The sequence below is a fragment of the Halopiger djelfimassiliensis genome, assembly GCF_000455365.1.
GTDB lineage: Archaea > Halobacteriota > Halobacteria > Halobacteriales > Natrialbaceae > Halopiger_B > Halopiger_B djelfimassiliensis.
The window spans coordinates 216,209-232,098 of sequence record NZ_HG315686.1 but is presented as its reverse complement, the minus strand read 5'-3'; the positions used below and the strand labels follow the sequence as shown (position 1 = coordinate 232,098).

Sequence of the window (15,890 nt, the reverse complement as noted above, 5' to 3'; positions counted from 1 at the left end):
GTAATTTATAAGTGAGGGATACGCGGGACGGCGGTCACACGCGCGAAGCCGTGGCGGTCACGTGGATTCCGCCGTCGCAGTCCGGAGTTCGCTCGCACGCGAGCGCGCCTGTGAAATCACTGCGGGACGGGCCTCGAAGGAGACCAGCACGTCTTCGTCACCGTAGGTTACGTCCTCGACGTTTGCGTTGTCGTGAATCCACGAGACGAGGCTCATCGTCTCGTCGGTCATCGGCAAGACGAGACGCTCCCGTTCCCAGTCAGGGAGTTCGGCATCGATCCGCTCGAGCAAGGCGTCGACGTTCGTTCCGTCCTTCGCGCTGACGGTAACCGGGTTCGGCGCGAGCGCCGAGAGCGCGTCGCGCTTTTCGGCCAGTTCCTCGTCGCTGACCTGATCGATCTTGTTCAGTACCGTCACGATCGGAGCCTCGTTGCGCTCGTAGAGGGTGTCGTGACAGGTAACGAGTTTCTCGTGGATCTCGTCGACTGGTTCGCTGACGTCGACGACGAGCAAGACGAGATCGGCCCGGTAGACCGAATCAAGCGTCGATTTGAACGATTCGACGAGCCAGTGGGGGAGATCGCTGATGAACCCGACGGTGTCGGTGACCAGCACGTCCCGCGGTTCGATAGCGGCCCGGCGGGTCGTCGTCCCAAGCGTCGTAAACAGTTTGTCCTTGGACTCGGCCGTCGAGTCGAGGTCCGGATGCAAGTCCTCGTTTTCGTCGACCTCGAGATCCGACGAAAGCTGTCTGAGAAGCGTGGACTTGCCGGCGTTCGTGTACCCGGCGAGTGCGACCAGATCGAAGCCGGAGTCGCGCCGGCGCTCCCGGCGATGCTCTTCGGTCCGCTCGATCCGCTCGAGTTCGTCCTTGATCCGGCTGATCTGGGCTTTGATGTCCTGCTCGCGGCTCTCGTCGTACTCGCCCAGCCCCATGAAACCGGGATGTTCGTCGCGTTTGGCGAGGCTCGTTTTCGCTTCGGCTCGGGGCAGTTCGTACCGGAGTTCGGCCAGTTCGACCTGGAGCTGTGCTTTTCGTGTCTGGGCGCGCTGGCCGAAGATTTCGAGGATCAGCGTGAACCGATCGATGACCTCGACGCCGTCGGGCAGGAGTTGCCCGAGGTTGTACGTCTGGTACGGGCCGAGTCGGTTGTCGAAGATAACCGTCGTCGCATCGGTTTCGGCGACCAGATCGGCGAGTTCCTGGGCTTTTCCCTCGCCGATCTGGAGGGCCGGATCGGCTCGTCTGGACTGGGTGACCTCGCCGATGACGGTGTATCCCGCCGCCGCGGCGAGATCGCGGATTTCACTCGTCTCCGGCGTTCCGGAATCGACGCGCTTGGCGATGATTGCTCTCATGCGAGTGGCTGGGCGTGTGTGGCCGTCGGGCGCAGTTGCTCGTCTGTGCCGGTCTCACGAGGGTCGTCCGGGACGGATCGTGTCTCGAACGCGTGGCCCCGTCCGTCGCCGCTCCGGCAGCCGATTTGGCGATGCCCCGGGCATACGTGCGGCGAAACGGGTGGGAACGAACGGAGTGACGTGCGCCCGAACACGCTATTGCGGTCGATGCCGGTCGAACACCTCCGTTGAACGGACGACGATCATAGCCGACCGTACGCGTCGAACCGTCTTGAATCCAGTGCACGCCGCCGTCGGCCGGTCCGGTATCCCGCATCAGTCGCCGGTTTGGAGCGGCTCCCGTCGGCACAACTGCACCAAGGTTTAGCGGTTCGACGACGGTCTGTTCCGAGCGCTTGCAAAGAACCGACGGCGGATGCCGTCCGGTTGGCACTCGAGGCGGTCTCCCGGATCGTGACGACTGGAGTCGAGCCACCCGGGCACGGAAGTCAGCCGAACCACGAGAATGCGGCCGACGAATCGGCTTACCGGGTCTTGATATCGTCCTTGTCCTTGACGATCTCCGTTTCGGCCTCGCCGCTCGTGTACTCGTTGACCACGTCGTAGAAGTCGTTTTGCATCCCCGCCGGGAACGTGAGGACGCCGATCCACGATCCGTCGGGTTGCCACTCCTCGCGTTCTAGCTCGCCGAACTGGCGGATCTGGGCCTGTGCGCTGCCGGCGTACTCGGCCGGCACCTGTACCGCGACGGTGACCTCTTCGAACCGGATCGGGATCACCGGGCGCAACGCGTCGAGGGCGTCGTCGACCTGCCCCTCGACCGGTTCCATCGGATCGACCGTGAATCCCGCTTCCTCGAGCGCGTTCTCGATCCGTTCGGGGGGATGCGGCGCGTTGTCCATCTGGGGGTTGACCGCGTTCCGTGCGATGGTGTCGATCAACTGCTTGCGCTTTTGTTCTTGCATCTCCCGGCGCTGTTCGGCCGTGATCTGTATCTCCCCCCGTTTGATGACTTCGGGGATGATCTCGAGCGGTTCGGTCGTGTCGAATACCGTCTCGAGGTCGTTCTCGGCGGGTCGGTCCCCGCGGGAGGCGTCCTCGAAGACGTCTTCGGCCGCGATGACGTCCTCGAGATCGCCCTCGAACTCGTCGCGTTTGATCGCAAGCGCCGCGTCCGGATCTACGAGTACCTCGAAGCGCGCCCCGTGGGACTCGAGTCGCGCCGTGACCGCCTCGTCGAGCGAAATCATGACTGGATCTTTCCTCGCCAATTAAAAGAGTGTTTCCCGATCCGGAACGCGGTCGCCCGATCCGGCACCCATCGAACCCAACCGAGATCGACGATCGGTGATAACTCGATGGTTCGAACGGTGGGGACTCAATCGGTCCCGGCGAGCCGTCGACCAGGATCGATCGGTGACGAAAACCGGTTGCTGACGGCTACCGATCCACGAACGGTCGAAAAAGTCGGTTTCGATCCGCTTACTCGTCGTCGGGCTCGTCGCCTTCGTCGAGGAGACCGTTCTCCTCGAGGTAGCCGGCGATACGATCCTGTTCGAACTGCTCGAAGGATTCGGTTTCGACGTCGACCGTCGCGAGACCGACCTCGTTTGCGAGCAAGGAGCCATCGTTGACCGATGCGAGTGCGTCGAGGGCAAGCGAGATGCCGCCATCGAGGTCGGCGTCCTCGTCGTAGTTCTCCTCGAGGTAGTTCTGGAGTTCGCCGCGGTCGGCACCGACGGCCAGCGCCTTCCACTCGTAGGGCGTCCCCGACGGGTCGGTTTCGAACAGCCGCGGTTCGCCGTTGTCGATACCGCCGACGATCAGCGCGACCCCGAACGGGCGCGCGCCGCCGACCTGCGTGTACTGCTGGATGTGGTCGGTGACTTCCTTGGTCAGCGTCTCGACGCCGATCGGCTCGCCGTAGCGCAGCTGGTTGACCTGCGACTGGCGGCGCGCGAAGTCGATCAACTGGCGGGCGTCGGCGACGTGGCCCGCGCTTGCGATCCCGATGTGGTCGTCTGCCTTGTGGATCTTCTCGACGCTCGAGTCCTCGAGCAGCGGGGAGGGAACTCGTTTGTCGACGGCCAGCACGACGCCATCGCTCGTTCGAACACCGATACTTGCCGTGCCGCGTTTGACCGCCTCGCGGGCGTACTCGACCTGGTAAAGTCGGCCGTCCGGCGAGAAGATCGTGATGCCGCGGTCGTACGCCTGCTGTTGGGCTTGTCCCTGCATAGTATCACGCTAAATCGTAATCGAGGTCTGTCGTCCCCGTGAACGCCTCATCGAGTCGCACGTCTGCAGATCCATCGCGCACGACGGCGACTCGCTCCTCGTTCCCGAACACGACGTTTCTCTCCTCGGAATCTTGCCCGCCGCGTCCTAAATACTTTTCTTCAGCGGCACGGATCGTACCACTGATACCGCGGACGGCGATTCCGACGGGAGAGCCGTCTATCTCGTCGATGCAGGCGAGGGCTGCGCGAGCCGACTCGGTGTGTCCGCGGCGGACTTTCACCAGTGCATCGCCGGTCCCGGCGGCGAACTCGAACCTGACGACCGAGAGATCGGCGTCCGCACTCCCCGGATCGCCGAGGAGGTTCTGGCCCGCGTACCACACCTCGCGCTGGAACGTGCGCCTGTCGATCTCGGCGTCCGGCCACGCTTCGATTCCGACCGCGAGATACCGCCACCGCGGCCGGAGGTGTTTCGGGAGGTGTTTCATTCGTCGCGGTCGGCCGCCGTCAGGCTGGCCGAGCCGGCCGGTCCGCGCTCGGCGACCAGCACGCCGACCTGATCGTGCACGCGCTCGACGGCCGTCAGCGAGAAGCCGGCGTCGGTAAAGGCGTCGGCCAGCACGCCGACGGTCGCCGGATCGTCGACCTCGGGCGAGTAAAAGGGTTCCTCGGGATCGGGTTCGCCGAAGAACATCACGTCGCCGAGGACGAACGCCCGTGGCTCGAGGTCGGCGATCACCGCGATCGCCTCGCGTTTCTCCGCGTCCGAAAGGTGATGCATCGCGAAGTTGGAGGTGACGACGTCGACGTCGCCGTCGTAGCTGGGATCACGGAAGGTCCCGTATCCGAACTCGAGGTTCTCGAGTCCCTCCGCGTCGGCTTTCCGCTGGGCTTCCTCCATCATCCCCTCGCTGATGTCGCGGCCGACGACGCGTTCGGCGTCGGGGGCGAGCGCGAGCGCGATCGCACCGGTCCCGGTCCCGAGATCGAGCACGACGTCGTCCGGGTTCGGCGCGGCGTGTTCGATCACGAGGTTGGCGCAGGCACGGTACTCGTCGGAGCTCGACTCGTCGTACTCGCTGGCGATTTCGTCGAACCGGGCGGCGTGGTCCTCAAGGCTCTTTTTCATACCTGCCCCGTTCGACCCCCGGCTCAATGAACGACTCGGACTTGACGTGGCGATTGCGCTCCGCGAGCCGGCCCCATTCTGCCAGCCCTGCCTCGATAAAGTCGCTCGAGAACCCCACCTGTTCCCCGAGCGCTTTCAGCTCGCGGGGTGCTCGCAGTTCGAGGTGTGAGCGGGGGGCCGCGCTCACGACGTAGGGTGCGTCGTAGTAGTCGACGATCTCCCGGAGTTTACGAAGCGACTGGATGGTTCGTACCCGCCGGCCGCCGCTTTCCCGGAGCACGCCGGAGAGATCGAATTCGAGGCGGACGCCGTTCTCGACGGCGGCTTTCGCGAGGACGTGGTTTACGTCACCGGAGTCGCTCATGGGATGGGCGAGCACGTCGACTTTGTCGTTCTCGACGGCGAACCGGTTCAGCACGTTCGTCCCGCCGTCGATCGCAACGATGGTGTGGGAGGTCCGGTAGTTGCCGACGGCACCGCTTGCTTGCTGTGGATCGTCGGCCTGTACTTCGATGCCGTCGACGACGTCGATACCGTACGCCTCGGCGATCCGGTCGGGGTCGTAGTCGGCTCGAGCGCCCGATCGATTGCGCACGACCACGCCCTCGAACCCGTACTCGGCCGCCGTCTTTGCGACTCTGGCGACCGTGCTCTGTCCGTCGGGGTGGGCGTGGACGGCCTCGTACATACTCGAGGACTCTCGCGGCGGTGACTTGGGGTTTGCGTCCTGTAGCGAACACGCCGTCGTCGCGAACTCACCACGTCCGAGCCGGACGGAGATCGATAGCGGCAACGACTCGGTTCTCCCCGTCGACGGGGACGATGACGCGCATGTCTTCGTTGTAATCCGCCAGCAACTCCCGGCAGGAACCACACGGCGGGACTACCCGAATCTCGGTCGCTTCGTGATCCGCCATCGGGTACGCGACGGCGACGCACGTCCGGATGGCGTCATGACGGGTGCCGTCAGCGATGGCGGACCCGACCGCGACCGGTTCCGCACAGAACGAAGCGCGGCCGATACTCGCCGGGAGACTCACACCCTCGTAGACGCTGCCGTCGTCCGTCCGGATTCCCGCAGCGACGATGTGTGCACCGTCGAAAAAGCGCTCGTCGACCGTTCGTCTCGATGACTCGCTCGAGGAGCGCTTCGTCTTCGGAGGTCAGCGGCGATGTGTTCATGGTTCTCAACCATCACTCGCCAGTCGTATTAATACAGATGGCCGAGAGCGTGTCCGAACGAACGTGAGGGCACGCGATCCGGGGAAGGGCAGGCGATTACCCAATAACGACCGCGAACGGCAACGCCGTGAGCGGGCCGACGACTGATGTGGAGTGACGCTTTGGGTCACGGAACGGAAGGAGGAGGCTTTTGATCGAAATTTTACCGAGGGACAACGCGCCGTGGGGCAGCTACGCTGCCGCCGGCGCGAAAGACCGCAGAGTAAAATTTCGGTTCAGTTGAGAATCGACTGTGCGACCGTCGCGAGCTGGCCGTTGTCGGCTTCACGCAGGCGATCGTCGCCGATCTTCAGGCGCAGCCGCGGCCGTCCGACGTCGATCGGAACCTTCTCGGTGTCGATAAGCCCCATGTCCTCGAGCTTGGTCTTGGTACGCGAGAAAGTCGCCTTGGAGGCGATGCCGACGTCCTCGCCCCACTTGCTGATGTCGTACAGCAGCGCTTCGTTTTTCGCCGCGACCAGCAGCGAGATGGTCACCTCGTCGAGGCCGTCGCCGTCGCCGCGGGCGGTCTCGAGCGAGTTGAGAATCGACGTGAAGTCGTCCTCGGCGTCGGGGCTGATCTCCTCGGAGAGGGTCTCGCGAACGGCCGTGATCGGCGGCGTCCGGAGGTTGTACTGCGTGGCGTCCTCCCAGCGGGCCGCGTACGTGTCGTAGGTGTCCTCGACGAAGCTCTCGTCGTCGGTGACGAGCCCGCCGACGCGGTCCCCGGCGTGGACGACGGCGACGACGCGGTCGCTCGTGATCAACAGCGAGTTTTCGGGTGCCTCCTCGAGCGTTCGCAGCGCGAGCGCGTCCTCGGCGATGAGGTCGGCCGCGTTGGAGGCGACGATGAAGTCGTCCATGACGTCTTTCAGCGTCCGTTCGTCGGCAAGCATGTGGACCGTCGGAAGCGATCCGTCGAACTCGGTGGCGACCGAAACGAACTCTTCGATGGCATCCCACGAGGGGTTGACCATGTAGACGTCTCCGCTTGCATCCTCGAGCACCGACCCGAGGATATCGTCAATTTGGTGATTAAGTAAATTCGAGGTCATGCCTATACAGAAGTAAACGAAACCGAATTACTTAATTTTGGTGGCCGTTTGCACAGCAGAACTTCTCGTCTGACTGACGAACCGGTAATTTTTGTTCCAGTTCGGATCATCCCGTCGACATATGTGCGGCTTCGACCGAACGGCTTCTCGATTCGATGGTCACGGCCCCTCGGCCGGGTGGTAATTCAGCTTCCCCTTCGTCTCTCCACGACAATGGTAGAAATAATGACAATAAATATATACCAGTGACATGTTATTACAGTATCGTATGGATTCGACACGCGATCGACTGTGGTGGACCGTGCATGCCCTCCTCGAACAGTACGGACTGCGGACGGATCGGCGTGAACCGGTGGGCGGACGGGTGATGCGCGCGAAACGAATCAGTACGTACGGCGGGCCGTAACCTCAGCGGTCGAACTGCGGCCAGAGTTCTCCCGACCAGTAGATGTCTCCGTTGTAGATCACCGATGCCTCAGTTTCTTTGAGTAGCGTCGCGACTTCCGGTTTAGAGAGCGTAAAGCTGGATTCGGATCCACAGAGGTAAGCGTACTCGTTGGTCTCCGTGTGCGGGAAATAATAGGAGCCAGTGACGCGAGTCGAATAGCAATCGAAGGTCACGAGGTATTTCTCGGTGGCTGACTGTCTCCGGTGTTCGGCCCCGTTGTCGAGGTGCTCGATCGTGATCGTCGTTGGCTGTCGATGCTCACCCTGTGTCAGCGAGTGGGTCCCGTCGCCGACGACCGTGTAATCTTTCCCCATCATGATTCGACTGCGCGCGAGCCTCATCGCGCGTTCGATGCTGAACCCGTGGACGAGAAGCTTTGCAAACGTCGATCCGACCTTGATGGCGTGATCGTTCAATACCTTGGTGAACGTTACTGCGCCAGCGACGCTGCCTTTCTCGACGAGCGTCGTTCCCTCGTAAAACGAACCACAGGCGTTCAGGAAAAACGTCTGTACGTTGCACCGATCGAGACTCGAGGCCGACAGATAACCGTCCGGACACCGGAAGCCGTCGGTTTCACAGTGTCCGATGTAGTGGACGAAGTCGTGTTCGTCCTCGAAGACCCGCGCGAGTTCGGCCGTGCCGAGTGACTCCTCGACGGTTACCTCGATCGGTAGCTCCTCCGATCGTCGGCGGTAGATTTCAGCGACGTCGTCGTGTTCGCCCGCCATCTCCGGGTCGTTCAACACGACACAGATCGACGTCGAATCACTGGTCCGCTCGAGGTACTCGAGGCGGTTGTAGTACGCCTCGGTCGCGGAGTTGAAGACGTCGATCGGAACGCCGTCGGCAAGCCAGCCGTGGACGCGACCGTGTCGGAGCTCCGGTTTGACGATATCGACCGACGCGACCTGTCCGGCGCTTGCCCTGTCGAGGTTCTCGGAGGGACAGTCGCCGTCGCCGCGAGCCGACAGGTGAGACCCGGTAGCGCGGTCGCGCCCGCCGCGATAGAAGTCCTCGAGCGAGCGCTCGACCAGTTCTCGGCCCTCGAGTTCCGACGTTCGGGGCCGGTAGATCAGACTCATCCGATCGAGCAGGAACGGCAGCGTTTCGAGGCGATCGTACTCCGGGGCGACGTACGTCGAGAGATGCCAGTCGGGGAGTCGGTGTTCGATAGCCGCGTAGGGGACCTCGAGATACGCGGCGAGTCGTTCCTGCGGGGACGCCTCGTAGAGGGCGTCGCTGTCGAGACCGAGCGCCTCGAGCAGGCTCAGTTCCGCGAGGTCGGTGCCGTACGGGCCGGCGTTACGAACGAGACAGTCCAGGAAGAACGCTTTCCGGAGGAGCCGTTCGACGTCGCGTTCGAGATCGGGCATCGCGGCGAGTCGTTCCTCGATCGCCATACCGGTAAGCCGCAGACGCGGTCGGCTGGGACCGAACTGTCCCGCCGGGACGGTCCGGACAGTCGCTTGCAGATAGTAGGCCAGCGGGGCGACGACGTACAGCGTCTCGTAGTCGGATGGGACCTGTAGTTCGATGCCGGAGTCCGGACTGTCGTTTCGGATGCTGTCGGGGATTTCGAGAGCGTCCCCGGGCTCGAGCAACGGAGGATGGCCGCGAAGCGTCGGGTAGGTTCGGTCCGGACTCGTCGTCTTGTGCGACGAGGAGAGGTGTGTCAGTGCGGTGGCAACGGCGTCGGGTGAGTCGGGCACCGTAATCGTTCCCGCGGGAAGCTCGTGGTGACTCCGGAAGCCGACGACGACGCGCGTTCGTTCGGGGAACGAGACGACGATCGATTCGAAATCGTCGGTTTTCTCGATCGTTGCACGCCCGGAAAACCGGAGGTACGTCTTGATTTCGGTGTCGACGTCGACGACGTACTCGTCGGGCGGGAGCGAGAGTGGCTCACCGCTTGGATCGAGTTCGTACGGCTCCGTCGACTCGAGCGGGAAGGCGTAAACGACCGCGTGCGGGAATCGGAGTTCGTCCGCAGTCACGACGAGCGTTTCGTCGACCGGACGCGAGATGTCGGCGTCGGTTCCGTCGACGACGAGATCGTCCCCACGGACTGCCAACTCGGCGTTATCTGCGTCCGTCACGCGGAGGGTATTCTCTCTCACCGCCCACTCAATCATTCGGTCTACTGAATGTCACTCAGAAAAGTTAGTTGTATCGGGTGGTAACTCAACCGTGTCAAACGCTAACGTTCCAAGTCAGCCGCGTCTCACGATCGGCCGCGTCCGCCGGTTCGATCCCGCGGAATGTGCGGACGACTCGGGTACTCGAGTCGGCGACGGGAGCCGAGCGGAGCCGTTTCGCCGATCGTCACGACGGCCGATCGAGGCTCGACTTGCCGAGGAGGGGTACACTTATACAGCAGTCGGACACCACATCGGACATGGACCACGACCACGTTCGGGAGGTCGATCCGAAAGTCGCCGATGCGCTCGAGAGCGAGGTCGATCGCCAGCGGTCGACGCTGCAGATGATCGCGAGCGAGAACCACGCCAGCCGCGCGGTTATCGACGCACAGGGGAGCGCCCTGACGAACAAGTACGCCGAGGGCTACCCCGGATCGCGCTACTACGGCGGCTGTGAGTACGCCGACGAGGTCGAAGAACTCGCGATCGACCGCGCGAAAGAACTGTTCGGTGCCGAGCACGTCAACGTCCAGCCCCACGCGGGCACCCAGGCCAACCAGGCCGTCTACTTCGCGATGTTAGAGCCCGGCGACAAGATCCTCTCGCTGGACCTCAATCACGGCGGCCACCTCAGCCACGGCCACCCGGCGAACTTCACGGGCCAGCTTTACGAGGTCGAGCAGTACGAGGTCGATCCGGAAACGGGGTACATCGACTACGACGGCCTCGCCGAACACGCCGCTGAGTTCGAGCCGGACATCATCGTCTCGGGGTACTCCGCGTACCCGCGCGAGATCGAGTGGGAGCGCATCCAGACCGTCGCCGACGACGTCGACGCGCTTCATCTCGCGGACATCGCACACATTACCGGGCTCGTGGCGGCCGGCGTTCACCCCTCGCCGGTCGGCGTCGCCGACTTCGTCACCGGCTCGACCCACAAGACCATCCGCTCGGGCCGGGGCGGGATCGTGATGACGAGCGAGGAGTTCGCCGACGACATCGATTCGGCGGTCTTCCCCGGCGGACAGGGCGGCCCGCTCATGCACAACGTCGCCGGCAAGGCCGTCGGCTTCAAGGAAGCTCTCGAGCCGGAGTTCGAGGAGTACGCCGCACAGACCGTCGCAAACGCCGAAGCGCTCGGCGAATCGCTTTCCGATCACGGCTTCTCGCTGGTGTCGGGCGGGACCGACAACCACCTCGTGCTCGCCGACCTCCGCGAGAGCCACCCCGATACGTCGGGCGGCGACGCCGAAGACGCGCTCGAGGAAGCCGGCATCGTCCTCAACGCGAACACGGTGCCCGGGGAGACCCGCTCCCCGTTCGATCCGAGCGGGATCCGCGCCGGCACGCCGGCACTGACCACCCGCGGCTTCGACGAGGACGACTGCCGGACGGTCGGCGATCTGATCGCCCGCGTCGTCGACGCCCCCGAAGACGAATCGGTCATCGCCGAGGTCCGGGACGAAGTCCGGCGGCTGTGTGACGAGAACTCGCTGTACGAGTAGAAACGAAACGGTTTTTCGGACGTGTTTTCGGCCGATTGCGGTCTCGAGTCGCGATTCTCGCGGCTACGTTCCGACGCCGGAACAGCCATGTAGAACGGCCAAGCCGGTCACGCGACCACCACGAACTATGGCCGACGAATCGCGACCGGAACCCGACGCGAAACAGGATCGCAGGGACGACGAGCCGGGCCCCGGCGTCGAACCGATCGACGTCGAAGAGGAATCGGACGACGACGAGGGCGACGACCGCTGACGGTCGAGTACCGAACCGCCGGTTCGATCGCCACACCCCGTGACGCTCGCTGGAGGCCGTCGCCTGTCACTCGCCGGCACGCGGCTTATCTTCCGGCTTGCCGTACCGTCGTCGATGTCGAAACGCCCGACCGGAACGCTACTAGACGACGAACGGTTGCTCGAGCTCCGGGAAACCGACGAGACGGCAGCCTCGGAACTCGCAATCGACGTGACGCCGGTGGCGGAGCACATGGGGGCATCGAGCGGCGACCACATCGACTGGGGCCTCGACCGGTACGAAGATCAGACGATGCTCGTGATCAGCGGGATCGCAGAGACGGCCACCGCCGACGCACCGTATCCGCGACAGCTCCGGGACGAGGAGGGGGCGATCGTTGCACCCGTCCCCGACCTACTGGTTCGCGCTGCCCCTCCCGAGGGACTCGGGCTCGATCTCGAGACGTACGACGACGATCGACCGTTGCTGTTCGACGCCATCACGACCGCGGAGACGATCGGCCTCGTCCCGGTCCGGTACGACGACGGCCAGCCGTACCGCCCCGAACCGCTCCCGGGCGTCGCGGACGAAAGCGATCCCGTCGCCGAAGGGACGATCGAACGGGAGGCCCGCGGCGATCCGACGCCGCGTCCGGAGACGATGGACGCGCCGATCGATCCCGTCGTCTTCGACGACGTGATGGCCGACGTCGGGAACGACGTCCCCGCCTCCGACGTGATCGGTATCCTCGAGGCGATCGAGCGCCACGAGCTCGTCGGCGAAGACGCACACGCCGCCGGCCGACCGCCGTTGTCCGTCGACGACCGCGCGGTCGTGCTCCTCCCGGCGGACGCCTGGCCGGAGCAACTCGCGCCGGAGCTCGAGGCCGCGGGTATCGACGTCAACGCCGACGCGCTCGAGGCGGCTCGCGAGGTCCACGAGCGACAGGCCGCGCAGTTGATCGACGAGGCGGACGCGGACGAGTATCGAACCGTCAGATCCGAGTACGACTACGACGTGGCGGTAAGCGACGAACGCGATACCGCCGAGTGGAACGTCTCAGAACCGGGAACGGTCGATCGGGACGGGACGTGAGTGCCGGCGACGGCTCCGTGTGGGCGGACACGGCGACGAAACGCGGATCCCGAATGTGCACGTATGTGGTTATTTATGCCCCACTTCAGGAGGATTTTGCGCACGAATCCGAGGGTTGATTAGCCTCGCGGCCGCTTACTCGAGTAATGACCGAGATCATCGACGGCAACGCCGTCGCGAGCGAGATCCGGGACGAACTGACCGACGCGATCGAGACGCTTGCCGACGCCGGTTCGCGGCCGGGACTGGCGACCGTTCTCATGGGCGACGACCCCGCGAGCCAGACGTACGTGAACATGAAACAGCGCGATTGCGAGGAGGTCGGCATCGAGAGCCACCACGTCGACGTCGACGGCGACGCGCCGCCGGAAGAACTGTACGACGCCATCGCCGACCTCAACGACGACCCCGACGTGCACGGCTACATCGTCCAGGCCCCGGTCCCGGACCACGTCGACTACCGCGAGGTCATCCGCCGGGTCGACCCGATCAAAGACGTCGACGGCTTTCACCCCGAGAACGTCGGTCGACTCGTCGCCGGCGACGCCCGCTTTCGCCCCTGTACCCCCCACGGCGTCCAGAAACTGCTCGAGTCGGCCGGCGTCGACACCGAAGGCGCGGACGTGACCATCGTCGGCCGCTCGGACATCGTCGGCAAGCCCCTCGCGAACCTCCTGCTCCAGAAGGCCGACGACGGGAACGCGACGGTGACGGTCTGTCACTCGCGAACGGACGACCTCGCCGCGAAGACCCGCGGGGCCGACGTCGTGGTTGCCGCCGCCGGCGTCCCCGAACTCGTCGATGGCTCGATGCTCGAGGCGGGAACGGTCGTGATCGACGTCGGCGTCAATCGGGTCGATGCGGACACCGAGAAGGGGTACGAACTCGTCGGCGACGTCGAGTTCGAGAGCGCAAAGGAGAAAGCAAGCGCGATCACGCCCGTCCCCGGCGGCGTCGGGCCGATGACGCGCGCGATGCTATTGTATAATACGGTCAAGGCCGCGAGCCTGCAGGAAGGGATCGACGTCGAGTTACCCTGACGCCGTCGGGGTTTCTCACCCGTCGTCGAACCGGATCAGGTTCCGTTCCTCGAGTTGCATGAGGAAGTGCGCCAGCGTCTCGTCGACGGGTTCGACGCGCTCGGCGTCGTGGGCGTCGGCGACGGCCGACGCGATCTCCGAGACGGTATGGTCGCCGTCGCAGTGACGCCAGACCGTGGTCCCGACGGGGTCGAGCGTGAGTTCGCGCTCCCGGCTCGTCCCGAAGAGATCGAACAGGAACCGGTCGATCCGGTTTCGGGGCGTTTTCGTCCAGTGGACGGTGACGCGGGACTCGCCGTCGACGGTCGTCTCCTCCCAGTCGTCGGCGGTCCGTCTCGGGATCGACGACGGCGCGTGAGCGGTCATGTGGCGTTCGTGTCGGGCATGTTCCGGAGGACGCTCACCGTGAAGATGCCAACCAACGCGACGACAGCGACGATGCCGAGTACCGTCTGCGTGCCGCCGTCGAGTCCGATCGGGAACGGCGCGCCGTCAGAGGCACCGGTCCCGGTGATATACAGCGCGCCGATGACGATACCCATGATCGCCTCGCCGGTGATCAGCCCCGCCGCGATGATCCGGCCGCGGTATGTCGTGTGTTCCTCGAGGGTGCCGTCCTCGTCGTCCTTCCGGGCGACGTACTTGTCGATCGCACCACGAAGCAGGCCGCCGAGGAAGATCGGCGTCGCGAGCGTGATCGGCAGGTAGATCCCGACGGCGAACGGCAGGACGGGAACGTTCATGAGGATCAGGACGAACGCGAAGACCGCGCCGATGAGGATCATCCCCCACTGGGCGGTCCCCGTGAGCACGCCCTCGGAGAGGAGCGCCATCATCCCTGCCTGGGGTGCCGGGATGGTTTCGCCGCCGATGCCGTACGCCTCGTGGAAGAAGTACAGCACCCAGCCGGCGAACAGGGCCGAAAGGGAGATACCGATCACCTGTGCGATCTGTTGGTTTCGAGGGGTCGCACCGAGGAGATAGCCGGTCTTGAGGTCCTGGGAGGTGTCGCCGGCCACTGCAGCGGCGATCGCGACGACCGAGGCTGTCACAAGCACGACGACGGGGTCGGTGACCCCGGTCGATTTCATCAACAGCGCGGCGATCAGGACCGTCGCCACGGCCATCCCCGAGACGGGGTTCGAGGAACTGCCGACGACCCCGACGAGGTACGCGGATACGGCGACGAAGAGGAACGCGGCGATGACGGCGATGAAGCCGCCGAGAAGGCCGACCTGCACCTGCGGAACGGCGACCAGCGCGAGCGCGATCAGGACCGCGCCGATCACGACGACCTTCATCGGGAGGTCACGCTGGGTACGTTTCTCCGTTCCGGATCCGGACGCGTCGGACCCGCCGAGTTCCGCGGCGGCGGTCCGGAGCGCGTCGAGTATCGTTCCGCGCATCGAAACGATCGCGTAGAACCCGCCGACGATCATCGAACCGGCACCGACATACCGGATGTAATTGTCCCAGACATCATCGGCCTGTGTCATAAGGGACGCGTCGGCGGCCGATTCCGGGACGAAGCCCCCCGTGACCAGCAGCGGGATCAGCATCATCCAGGCGATCAGCCCGCCGCCGAACACGTAGCCGGCGATCCGGGGGCCGATGATGTAGCCGACGCCGACGAGCGCGGGGGTGAAGTCACCGCCGATGGCGAACCCTTCCGTCTCGCCGGCCGAAAACGCCGTCTGGATGGTCGTCTTGAAGGCGGCCATCCCGTTTGCCAACCACATATAGAGGAAGCTCACGAGGAATCCGACCGAAATGAGTTTCACCCCTTCCTCGCCGCGGTTTCCGGCCTCGAGAACGTCGGCACACGCGGTCCCCTCCGGATAGGGAAGCTCCTCGTGTTTGTCGACGATGAGGTAACGCCGCATCGGAATCATAAACAGGACTCCGAGCAGTCCGCCCAGAATCCCGACCGATGCGGTTCCGGCGATATCGATCGGCTGATCGAGGTACGTGATGCCGGCGATCGTAAAGATCACGCCGGCCGCAAGCGCTTCGCCGGCGGAGGTCATCGTCTGGACGATGTTGTTCTCGAGGATCGTTCCGCCGACGCCGACCTGCCGAAGGCCGTAGAAGACGCCCATACTGATGACCGCGGCCGGGATGGACGCGCTGATCGTCATCCCGGAGCGCATCCCGAGGTACATGTTCGCGGTCAGCATCACGACGTTGAGCGCGAGTCCGATCACGACCGCTTTGATCGTGAGCTCCGCGACGCTTTTCCCCGCGGGAACGTACGGACTCGGTCCGTCGTCCGGTACCTGTTCACGTGCTGTGCCGCTGTCGATCGGCTCCGTCTGTTCTTCCGATGGTCCGTGTGACATAGTCGAGTACAGCGGACGCCCTTCGGAGTTCGCTTCCGTCGACCGGTCCGCACAGTCCCGGGCATCGTCGGCATCGGTCTCGTCGG

16 protein-coding genes are annotated in these 15,890 nt (G+C 64.4%); 5 read left to right on the top strand and 11 right to left on the bottom strand.

From position 1 onward, the window contains the following. Nucleotides 1-57: 57 nt before the first annotated feature. The 8 genes from hflX to tbsP all read right to left on the bottom strand — a co-directional run bounded on the left by hflX (nt 58) and on the right by tbsP (nt 7,004). Nucleotides 58-1,359, bottom strand: a complete 1,302-nt coding sequence (gene hflX, locus TX80_RS12250; protein WP_049923422.1) for a GTPase HflX — start codon at nt 1,357-1,359, stop codon at nt 58-60. Between the two features lie 524 nt (nt 1,360-1,883). Next, nucleotides 1,884-2,609 (bottom strand): ribosome assembly factor SBDS, encoded by a 726-nt coding sequence (locus TX80_RS12245; protein ID WP_049923421.1) that lies wholly within the window; start codon nt 2,607-2,609, stop codon nt 1,884-1,886. A 232-nt stretch (nt 2,610-2,841) separates the two neighbouring features. Continuing rightward, the gene (psmA, locus tag TX80_RS12240; protein WP_049923420.1) at nt 2,842-3,597 is read right to left on the bottom strand and encodes an archaeal proteasome endopeptidase complex subunit alpha; all 756 of its coding nucleotides are present in this window, start codon (nt 3,595-3,597) and stop codon (nt 2,842-2,844) included. A gap of 4 nt (nt 3,598-3,601) precedes the next feature. Beyond that, nucleotides 3,602-4,087: an Rpp14/Pop5 family protein gene (locus TX80_RS12235; RefSeq protein WP_049923419.1), complete on the bottom strand. Its 486-nt coding sequence runs from the start codon at nt 4,085-4,087 to the stop codon at nt 3,602-3,604. Continuing rightward, a complete protein-coding gene (locus TX80_RS12230) occupies nt 4,084-4,728 on the bottom strand; it encodes a class I SAM-dependent methyltransferase (protein ID WP_049923418.1) in 645 nt (214 codons plus the stop codon). The genes TX80_RS12235 and TX80_RS12230 overlap by 4 nt, the downstream gene beginning before the upstream one ends. Continuing rightward, a complete protein-coding gene (locus TX80_RS12225) occupies nt 4,712-5,416 on the bottom strand; it encodes an RNase P subunit p30 family protein (RefSeq protein WP_049923417.1) in 705 nt (234 codons plus the stop codon). The genes TX80_RS12230 and TX80_RS12225 overlap by 17 nt, the downstream gene beginning before the upstream one ends. Before the next feature lie 67 nt (nt 5,417-5,483). Beyond that, a complete protein-coding gene (locus tag TX80_RS12220; protein ID WP_049923416.1) occupies nt 5,484-5,768 on the bottom strand; it encodes a cytidine deaminase in 285 nt (94 codons plus the stop codon). Between the two features lie 417 nt (nt 5,769-6,185). Then, nucleotides 6,186-7,004 carry a transcriptional regulator TbsP gene (gene tbsP, locus TX80_RS12215; protein ID WP_049923415.1) on the bottom strand — a complete coding sequence of 273 codons (819 nt, stop codon included), beginning with the start codon at nt 7,002-7,004 and terminating at the stop codon, nt 6,186-6,188. A gap of 268 nt (nt 7,005-7,272) precedes the next feature. On the opposite strand from tbsP, the gene TX80_RS19020 reads away from it, so the two are divergent. Next, nucleotides 7,273-7,410 (top strand): hypothetical protein, encoded by a 138-nt coding sequence (locus TX80_RS19020; RefSeq protein WP_154658639.1) that lies wholly within the window; start codon nt 7,273-7,275, stop codon nt 7,408-7,410. Nucleotides 7,411-7,412: 2 nt separating this feature from the next. Here TX80_RS19020 and TX80_RS12210 read toward each other — a convergent pair whose 3' ends face one another. Beyond that, nucleotides 7,413-9,587, bottom strand: coding sequence for a hypothetical protein (locus TX80_RS12210; protein ID WP_049923414.1), 2,175 nt, complete (start codon nt 9,585-9,587; stop codon nt 7,413-7,415). A gap of 263 nt (nt 9,588-9,850) precedes the next feature. On the opposite strand from TX80_RS12210, the gene glyA reads away from it, so the two are divergent. The 4 genes from glyA (at nt 9,851) to TX80_RS12195 (ending at nt 13,465) form a co-directional block, all read left to right on the top strand. Further along, nucleotides 9,851-11,098 (top strand): serine hydroxymethyltransferase, encoded by a 1,248-nt coding sequence (gene glyA, locus TX80_RS12205; protein ID WP_049923413.1) that lies wholly within the window; start codon nt 9,851-9,853, stop codon nt 11,096-11,098. Between the two features lie 127 nt (nt 11,099-11,225). Then, complete coding sequence (locus tag TX80_RS19990) at nt 11,226-11,351, top strand: hypothetical protein (RefSeq protein ID WP_268258145.1); 126 nt, start codon at nt 11,226-11,228, stop codon at nt 11,349-11,351. Nucleotides 11,352-11,465: 114 nt separating this feature from the next. Beyond that, nucleotides 11,466-12,425: a hypothetical protein gene (locus tag TX80_RS12200; protein WP_049923412.1), complete on the top strand. Its 960-nt coding sequence runs from the start codon at nt 11,466-11,468 to the stop codon at nt 12,423-12,425. Between the two features lie 146 nt (nt 12,426-12,571). Further along, nucleotides 12,572-13,465 (top strand): bifunctional methylenetetrahydrofolate dehydrogenase/methenyltetrahydrofolate cyclohydrolase, encoded by an 894-nt coding sequence (locus TX80_RS12195; RefSeq protein ID WP_049923411.1) that lies wholly within the window; start codon nt 12,572-12,574, stop codon nt 13,463-13,465. A 15-nt stretch (nt 13,466-13,480) separates the two neighbouring features. Here TX80_RS12195 and TX80_RS12190 read toward each other — a convergent pair whose 3' ends face one another. Both TX80_RS12190 and TX80_RS12185 read right to left on the bottom strand, forming a co-directional pair. Then, nucleotides 13,481-13,831 (bottom strand): PqqD family protein, encoded by a 351-nt coding sequence (locus TX80_RS12190; RefSeq protein ID WP_049923410.1) that lies wholly within the window; start codon nt 13,829-13,831, stop codon nt 13,481-13,483. Then, nucleotides 13,828-15,804, bottom strand: coding sequence for an OPT family oligopeptide transporter (locus TX80_RS12185; RefSeq protein ID WP_049924064.1), 1,977 nt, complete (start codon nt 15,802-15,804; stop codon nt 13,828-13,830). The genes TX80_RS12190 and TX80_RS12185 overlap by 4 nt, the downstream gene beginning before the upstream one ends. Between the last annotated feature and the right edge of the window lie 86 nt (nt 15,805-15,890).

Coding starts and splice junctions, on each gene's coding strand:
- hflX (WP_049923422.1), bottom strand. CDS start 1,359: ATGAGAGCAATCATCGCCAAGCGCGTCGATTCCGGAACGCCGGAGACG.
- TX80_RS12245 (WP_049923421.1), bottom strand. CDS start 2,609: ATGATTTCGCTCGACGAGGCGGTCACGGCGCGACTCGAGTCCCACGGG.
- psmA (WP_049923420.1), bottom strand. CDS start 3,597: ATGCAGGGACAAGCCCAACAGCAGGCGTACGACCGCGGCATCACGATC.
- TX80_RS12235 (WP_049923419.1), bottom strand. CDS start 4,087: ATGAAACACCTCCCGAAACACCTCCGGCCGCGGTGGCGGTATCTCGCG.
- TX80_RS12230 (WP_049923418.1), bottom strand. CDS start 4,728: ATGAAAAAGAGCCTTGAGGACCACGCCGCCCGGTTCGACGAAATCGCC.
- TX80_RS12225 (WP_049923417.1), bottom strand. CDS start 5,416: ATGTACGAGGCCGTCCACGCCCACCCCGACGGACAGAGCACGGTCGCC.
- tbsP (WP_049923415.1), bottom strand. CDS start 7,004: ATGACCTCGAATTTACTTAATCACCAAATTGACGATATCCTCGGGTCG.
- TX80_RS19020 (WP_154658639.1), top strand. CDS start 7,273: ATGGATTCGACACGCGATCGACTGTGGTGGACCGTGCATGCCCTCCTC.
- TX80_RS12210 (WP_049923414.1), bottom strand. CDS start 9,587: ATGATTGAGTGGGCGGTGAGAGAGAATACCCTCCGCGTGACGGACGCA.
- glyA (WP_049923413.1), top strand. CDS start 9,851: ATGGACCACGACCACGTTCGGGAGGTCGATCCGAAAGTCGCCGATGCG.
- TX80_RS19990 (WP_268258145.1), top strand. CDS start 11,226: ATGGCCGACGAATCGCGACCGGAACCCGACGCGAAACAGGATCGCAGG.
- TX80_RS12200 (WP_049923412.1), top strand. CDS start 11,466: ATGTCGAAACGCCCGACCGGAACGCTACTAGACGACGAACGGTTGCTC.
- TX80_RS12195 (WP_049923411.1), top strand. CDS start 12,572: ATGACCGAGATCATCGACGGCAACGCCGTCGCGAGCGAGATCCGGGAC.
- TX80_RS12190 (WP_049923410.1), bottom strand. CDS start 13,831: ATGACCGCTCACGCGCCGTCGTCGATCCCGAGACGGACCGCCGACGAC.
- TX80_RS12185 (WP_049924064.1), bottom strand. CDS start 15,804: ATGTCACACGGACCATCGGAAGAACAGACGGAGCCGATCGACAGCGGC.